We start from the raw sequence: 7,048 nt of genomic DNA, 5'->3' as shown, positions 1-7,048 counted from the left end.
GCCCGTTTTTTATTCTCGGTGGACGGACAAGTCAATTCCTTAACTGACTGGCATTAGGGCAAGCCCGGCTCCCACAGGTATTGCACATTGCTCGCCAGCTGCAACATTCTGTTACTCGTCTATCCAGACTTGGCAAATGGGATTCACTACCATTTCGCCTCATTTTGCCAACGCGAGACCTCTCCATGCAGGCAAGCAAGCGTCTTCTGGCTGCTTTGACACTGACAGTGCTCGGCAGCACCGCACAGGCTGCCGATGAGGTAGTGGTTTACTCATCCCGGATTGATGAGCTGATCAAGCCGGTGTTTGATGCGTATACCGCCAAAACCGGCGTAAAGGTCAAATTCATCACCGACAAGGAAGCGCCGCTGATGCAGCGCATCAAGGCCGAGGGCGAAAACGCCACTGCCGACCTGCTGCTCACCGTCGATGCGGGTAATCTCTGGCAGGCCGAGCAGATGGGCATTCTGCAGCCGTTCACCTCTCCGGTGATCGACGCCAACATTCCTGCGCAGTATCGCTCGTCGACCCACAGCTGGACCGGCCTGAGCCTGCGCGCCCGGACCATCGCCTATTCAACTGATCGTGTTAAGCCCGAAGAGCTGACGACCTACGAAGCCCTGGCTGGCAAGGACTGGGAGGGTCGTCTGTGCCTGCGCACAGCTAAAAAGGTTTACAACCAGTCGCTGACTGCCACGCTGATTGAAACCCATGGTGCCGAGGCCTCCGAGAAGATCCTCAAGGGCTGGGTGAACAACTTGTCCACCGACGTGTTCTCTGATGACATCGCGGTGCTGGAAGCGATTAACGCCGGTCAGTGCGATGTCGGCATCGTCAATACTTACTACTATGGCCGACTGCACAAGGAAAATCCTGATCTGGCAGTGAAGCTGTTCTGGCCGAACCAGTCAGACCGCGGCGTACACGTGAACTTGTCCGGTATCGGCCTGACCAAATATGCTCCGCACCCGGAAGCCGCCAAGGCCATGGTCGAGTGGATGACTGGTCCTGAAGCACAGGCGATCTTCGCGGGCACCAATCAGGAATTCCCGGCCAACCCGAAAGTCGCCCCATCCGAAGAAGTCGCGAGCTGGGGTCAGTTCAAGGCTGATACCATTCCGGTCGAAATTGCGGGCAAGCGCCAGGCCGAAGCGATCCGCATGATGGATCGGGTGGGCTGGAATTGATCGCAGCCTGACGCCTGCCGATGTAGGAGCGCGCTTGCCCGCGATAGCGTTTATTCAGCCGAAGAGTTTTCGACAGAAAGATAGCTATCGGGGGCAAGCGCGCTCCTACAGGCCCATGTCGTAACCATGCTTTTAAGGTCCATCCCTTGGCCCATCCCGCCCAACGCCGCTGGTATCCACTGGTCTTCGCCATCGCTGCATTGGTGCTGCTGCCGCTCAGCGTCTTGCTGCTGTCGTGGCAAACCATCGACATGCAGATCTGGTCCCACCTCTGGGAAACCCAGATGCCACGCCTGCTGGGCAATACGCTGACACTGGTGTTGGGAGTGGGCATCGGGGTCACGCTGCTGGGCGTCAGTCTGGCGTGGCTTACCAGCCTGTGCGAATTCCCCGGTCGGCGCTGGCTGGATTGGGCGTTGATGCTGCCGTTTGCGATTCCCGCCTATGTGCTGGCGTTTGTGTTCGTCGGGCTGCTGGATTTTGCAGGCCCCGTGCAGACTTTGCTTCGCGAGTGGTTCGGCACCGGGCTGCGACTGCCACGCGTACGCTCCACCGGCGGCGTGATCATCGTGCTGGTGTTGGTGTTCTACCCGTACGTCTATCTGCTCGCGCGCACAGCGTTTCTTGCCCAGGGCAAAGGCTTGATGGAGGCCGCCAGAGTGCTTGGCCAAACACCTTGGCAAGCGTTCTGGCGCGTCGCATTGCCCATGGCACGTCCGGCCATTGGTGCGGGTGTGGCATTGGCACTGATGGAAACCCTCGCCGACTTCGGCGCGGTGTCGGTGTTCAACTTCGATACCTTCACCACCGCGATTTATAAAACGTGGTACGGCTTCTTCAGCCTCTCCAGCGCAGCGCAACTGGCCAGCCTGTTGCTGCTGGCGGTGATGATCGTGCTCTACGGCGAACGCCGAGCCAGAGGTGCGAGCCGGGCGACCAACGAAAGGCCTCGGGTCAAGGCGCTTTACCACCTTCGCGGACTCAAAGCGGCGGCTGCCAGTTGCTGGTGTGGACTGGTGTTCATCTGCGCCTTCGCGGTCCCGCTGTTGCAACTTATTGTCTGGGTCTGGCAACGCGGGCGCTTCGATCTGGATGAGCGTTATACCGGGCTGATCCTGCACACCTTGTATCTGGGCGGCATCGCCGCGCTGATTACCGTAAGCGTGGCACTTGTGTTGGCGTTTGCCCGCCGTCTGGCACCGACCCCGGCGATCAACTCCGGGGTTGGCCTGGCCAATCTGGGCTATGCACTGCCAGGTTCAGTGTTGGCCGTTTCTATCATGCTGGCTTTCAGTTATCTCGATCGCGTGCTGGTCATTCCGGTTTCCGGCTGGCTGGGCGGTGCAGGCAAGCCTTTGCTACTGGGCAGTCTGGCTGCGTTGCTGCTGGCTTATCTGGTGCGTTTCATTGCCGTAGCCTACGGGCCGCTTGAAAACAGCCTGTCACGCATCCGCCCTTCCCTCCCGGAAGCAGCACGCAGTCTGGGTGTCAGTGGGCCACGATTGTTTTTCAAGGTGTATCTACCGCTGCTGGTCCCTGGCGCACTCAGTGCAGCGTTGCTGGTGTTCGTCGATGTGCTCAAGGAAATGCCCGCCACCCTGCTGATGCGCCCGTTCGGCTGGGACACGCTGGCGGTGCGCATCTTCGAGATGACCAGCGAGGGCGAATGGGCCCGCGCCGCCCTGCCCGCGCTGACGCTGGTCCTGGTTGGTCTGTTGCCAGTCATCGGTTTGATCCGACGCTCGGCCCGCCAATTTCGTTAGGTGCGGGTCTACAGCCTTGCGGCTACAATGCGCCGCAATCGGTGTGGTCTGTCAGACTGTTCGACATGTCGCTATCTGCTCCAAACCCCGAAACACAGGGGGCATGTCAGCGTTTTTGCCTGTCCGCACCTTCGCCACGCCCGGAAGGAGAAACCCATGGGACAGCGCACGCCGCTTTTTGACCTGCATCTCGCCCTGGGCGCGAAGATGGTCGATTTTGGTGGTTGGGACATGCCGTTGCATTATGGATCGCAGGTCGAGGAGCACCATCAGGTGCGCCGGGATTGCGGTGTGTTCGACGTCTCACACATGCATGTGATTGATGTAACCGGCAGTCAGGCAAAAACCTGGCTGCAGTATTTACTCGCCAATGATGTCGACCGGTTGAAGGATGTGGGGCAAGCGCTTTACAGCGCGATGCTCGACAACGACGGCGGGGTTATTGACGACATGATCGTTTACCTCACTGACAGCGGTTATCGTCTGGTGGTCAACGCGGCTACCGGCGACAAAGACCTCGCCTGGATGTTTGTGCATCTGAATGACTTCGATGTGCAACTGAACAAACGTAATGATCTTTCGATGCTGGCCATTCAAGGGCCCAACGCCCGCGCCAGAATCGCCGAACTGGTCACCGCCTCCCGTGCTGAACTGATCCGCCAGCTCAAGCCGTTTGAAGGGCGCGTAGACGCCAACTGGTTTATCGCACGTACCGGCTACACCGGCGAAGACGGCCTGGAAATCATTCTGCCGTCTGAACAGGCACCTGGCTTCTTCAACGATCTGGTGGGCGCTGGCATTTCTCCAATCGGTCTGGGCGCACGAGATACCCTGCGTCTTGAAGCAGGCATGAACCTTTACGGGCAGGACATCGACGAGCAAGTCACGCCACTGGTAGCCAACATGGCCTGGACTATTGCGTGGGAGCCTGCCTCCCGCAAGTTCATCGGCCGTGCCGCTCTGGAAGCCGAGCGCGCACGGGGCATTGGCTCCAAACTGGTTGGTCTGGTGCTGGAAGAGCGCGGCGTTTTGCGCGCTCATCAAGTGGTGCGCATCGCAGAAATTGGCGAAGGAGAGATCACCAGTGGTAGTTTCTCTCCTACGCTGAGCAAGTCGATTGCCTTGGCACGCGTGCCAATGGCCACTGCTGACCGTGCCGAAGTCGAAATTCGCGGCAAATGGTACCCGGTTCGCGTGGTGAAGCCCGCGTTTGTACGTCATGGCAAAGCCCTGATCTGAATTTTCCTGGCGGGTTTACCGCTGACCCGATGTTGAGGATGACTAAATGAGCAATATCCCCGCCGAACTGCGTTTTGCTGATAGCCACGAATGGGCAAAGAAAGAAGGTGACCTGATTGTCGTGGGCATTTCTGACCATGCTCAGGAAGCACTGGGCGACGTGGTGTTCGTTGAACTGCCGGAAATCGGCAAAGTCTTCGCCGCTGGTGATGCTGCGGGTGTCGTTGAATCGGTGAAAGCCGCTTCCGATATCTATTCGCCGATTGCTGGCGAAGTCGTGGAAGTCAACGAAGCACTGGGCGACGCGCCAGAATCGTTGAACAACGACTCTTACGGTGCATGGATTTTCAAAATCAAGCCAAGTGCTGCCGATGCTGATCTGGCGAAACTGCTGGACGCTGCAGGCTACAAGGCAGCTATCGGCGAGTAAGCCGAACAGCCAGCCATAAAAAATGCCGCTCATTGAGCGGCATTTTTTTTAACTCTGAATTACTGGTTTTCAGCAACCAGATTCTTGGCCAGGATGGCGTTGGCCAGATCCATGTCCGAAGCGTTCAGGCCTGGGTTCTCGCTGCGAACCTGCTGGATGGCAGCTTCCAGGAAAGGACCACGGATGCCGCCGTCGCTGGCAACAAAGCTGCCTGCGTCGTCTTGAGCAGCAACGATCAGTTTGTGATCCTTGAAGGTCAGGTAAGTGGAGCCGGTAGTGGCGCCAGAAGAAATGACATCACGCCAGAACCCAGCGTCGGCCATTGCTGAACCAACCGGGAGAGAAAGCAGAGCAAACGTGGCGACAGCGAGCTTGAGACGCATGATGAGGTACTCCAACAGTGATTGTTCTGAAACTCTTTGATAACGGGAGTGATGCGGTAGTTCCGTGGTGGATGCGACGACACTTGTAGGAGCGCGCTTGCCCGCGATAGCAGTCTTCCAGATAGCACACCGGTGCCAGACTCAACGCTATCGCGGGCAAGCGCGCTCCTACAGGGGTCAGGTGTTATTCAAAGCGCCTCAACCCGCAATATCGCCCCGTCCTGACCGATCACCCGCACCTGACTACCGACCGGGGTATCAGGCCCGTTCACCAGCCACACACTGTCGCCAACCTTGATCTTGCCCCGCCCATCGACAATCTCGTTCTGTACGGTAAACACGCGACCGATCAGTTCCTGGCCGCGCATGTTCAGACCGGGCTGATCCGAGGGTCGGTTCACCGTGCGCTGACGTCGCCACCAATACAACGCGGTCAGCACCGAGGTCACCGCAAACAGCAGGAACTGAAAAGTCCAGATCATCCCTGGAATGATGAATGTCATGACCCCTACCGCTGCAGCCGCCACGCCCATCCACAGCAGATAGCCGCCCGCGCCGAATACTTCGAGAATCAGCAAGATGGTGCCCAGCCCAAGCCAGTCCCAGAACGACAGGTTTTGCAGGTATTCCATAGGGCGTGCCTCAGGACTTCTTGCTGTCGAAGGTAGCTTTGACGATTTCGCCGATACCGCCCACAGCGCCAATGACCTGACTGGCCTCCAGAGGCATGAGAATGACCTTGCTGTTGTTGGCTGAAGCCAGTTTGCCCAGTGCATCGATGTACTTTTGCGCAACGAAGTAATTGACCGCCTGGACATTGCCGCTGGCAATGGCCTCGGACACCACCTGGGTGGCGCGTGCTTCTGCTTCGGCCTGACGCTCACGCGCTTCAGATTCGAGGAAAGCGGCCTGACGACCACCTTCAGCCTCAAGAATCTGCGCCTGCTTCTTGCCTTCGGCAGTCAGAATCGCCGCCGCTCGCAGGCCCTCGGCTTCGAGGATTTGCGCGCGCTTGATCCGCTCGGCCTTCATCTGGCCACTCATCGCCGCCATCAGGTCGTCAGGCGGGCTGATGTCCTTGATTTCGATACGGGTGATCTTGATGCCCCACGGGGCCGTCGCTTCATCCACGGTACGCAGCAGGCGCTCGTTGATGTTGTCACGCTGGCTGAGCATTGCGTCCAGCTCCATGGAGCCGAGCACGGTACGGATGTTGGTTTGCAGGAGATTGCGAATGGCATGCTCGAGGTTGTTCACCTCGTAGGCCGCCTGCGCGGTGTTCACGACCTGGAAGAAACACACAGCGTCGATTTGTACCGTCGCGTTGTCAGCAGTAATGACTTCCTGAGGAGGGATGTCGAGCACGCTTTCCATGACATTGATCTTGCGTCCGATGCGGTCCATCACCGGCACGATGATGTTCAGACCCGGCTTGAGGGTTGTCGTGTATCGACCAAAGCGCTCGACCGTCCATTGGTAGCCCTGCGGCACAACCTTGAAGCCCATGAATACGATGGCGATCGCCAGCGCAACGAAGAGTAAAACCACACTGCCCAGTTGCATAACATTTCCCTGTTGGTTACGAACGTTTATCAGGGGGGCTATTTAGTCAGACTTTGGCTACAGAAAGCCAATGATTCAAAGGAATATTGGTTCTGGATATGAGTGATTTCTTAAGAGCGGCGCTATCCAGTGGGACCGAATTTATTCGGGAAGGCGGTATTTCAGGAGATAAATAGATGCGGATGTACCGCCCTCTTCGCGAATGAATTCGCTCCCACCGGGATCACCCCTTGCAGGCCAACATAGGATCTCCCAGAGATAACCATCTCAGGCGGATCGCTAATCCCTGTGGGAGCCGGGCTTGCCCGCGATACTGGCGACGCGGTTTCACGGCCACACCGCGTTATCGTTCATCGCGAGCAAGCTCAGCTCCCACAGGTTGGTAGCCTCTCAAGCTTGTGCAAAACCTGTGCAGACTGTGTGAAAACCCAAGCCTCACCGCATAACCAAAAAAATGCCTCGACCTGTTCGGGGCATTTTGCC

At 57.9% G+C, this 7,048-nt stretch carries 7 protein-coding genes; 4 read left to right on the top strand and 3 right to left on the bottom strand.

The features are described 5' to 3' along the window. Positions 1-185: 185 nt before the first annotated feature. The 4 genes from RX972_RS28770 (at position 186) to gcvH (ending at position 4,619) form a co-directional block, all read left to right on the top strand. Positions 186-1,187 (top strand): extracellular solute-binding protein, encoded by a 1,002-nt coding sequence (locus tag RX972_RS28770; RefSeq protein WP_099268364.1) that lies wholly within the window; start codon positions 186-188, stop codon positions 1,185-1,187. A 146-nt stretch (positions 1,188-1,333) separates the two neighbouring features. Beyond that, positions 1,334-2,950 (top strand): ABC transporter permease, encoded by a 1,617-nt coding sequence (locus RX972_RS28765; RefSeq protein WP_099268363.1) that lies wholly within the window; start codon positions 1,334-1,336, stop codon positions 2,948-2,950. 156 nt (positions 2,951-3,106) lie between these two features. After that, complete coding sequence (gcvT, locus tag RX972_RS28760) at positions 3,107-4,189, top strand: glycine cleavage system aminomethyltransferase GcvT (protein ID WP_316880663.1); 1,083 nt, start codon at positions 3,107-3,109, stop codon at positions 4,187-4,189. A gap of 46 nt (positions 4,190-4,235) precedes the next feature. Then, entirely contained in the window at positions 4,236-4,619 is a 384-nt protein-coding gene (gene gcvH, locus RX972_RS28755) for a glycine cleavage system protein GcvH (protein WP_316880661.1), read from the top strand. Between the two features lie 59 nt (positions 4,620-4,678). Here the strand turns inward: gcvH and RX972_RS28750 are convergent, their stop codons facing one another. The 3 genes from RX972_RS28750 to RX972_RS28740 form a co-directional block, all read right to left on the bottom strand. Beyond that, complete coding sequence (locus RX972_RS28750) at positions 4,679-5,002, bottom strand: DUF2388 domain-containing protein (protein WP_027901291.1); 324 nt, start codon at positions 5,000-5,002, stop codon at positions 4,679-4,681. A 188-nt stretch (positions 5,003-5,190) separates the two neighbouring features. Beyond that, positions 5,191-5,634, bottom strand: coding sequence for an NfeD family protein (locus RX972_RS28745; RefSeq protein ID WP_099268361.1), 444 nt, complete (start codon positions 5,632-5,634; stop codon positions 5,191-5,193). 10 nt (positions 5,635-5,644) lie between these two features. After that, on the bottom strand, positions 5,645-6,565 hold the full coding sequence (locus RX972_RS28740; RefSeq protein WP_027901293.1) for an SPFH domain-containing protein: 921 nt from the start codon (positions 6,563-6,565) through the stop codon (positions 5,645-5,647). Between the last annotated feature and the right edge of the window lie 483 nt (positions 6,566-7,048).

It is taken from the genome of Pseudomonas syringae group sp. J309-1 (assembly GCF_032582135.1).
Taxonomy (GTDB): domain Bacteria; phylum Pseudomonadota; class Gammaproteobacteria; order Pseudomonadales; family Pseudomonadaceae; genus Aquipseudomonas; species Aquipseudomonas quasicaspiana.
The sequence above is the reverse complement of the archived record's forward strand: the minus strand, read 5'-3'. Positions and strand labels throughout refer to the sequence as shown.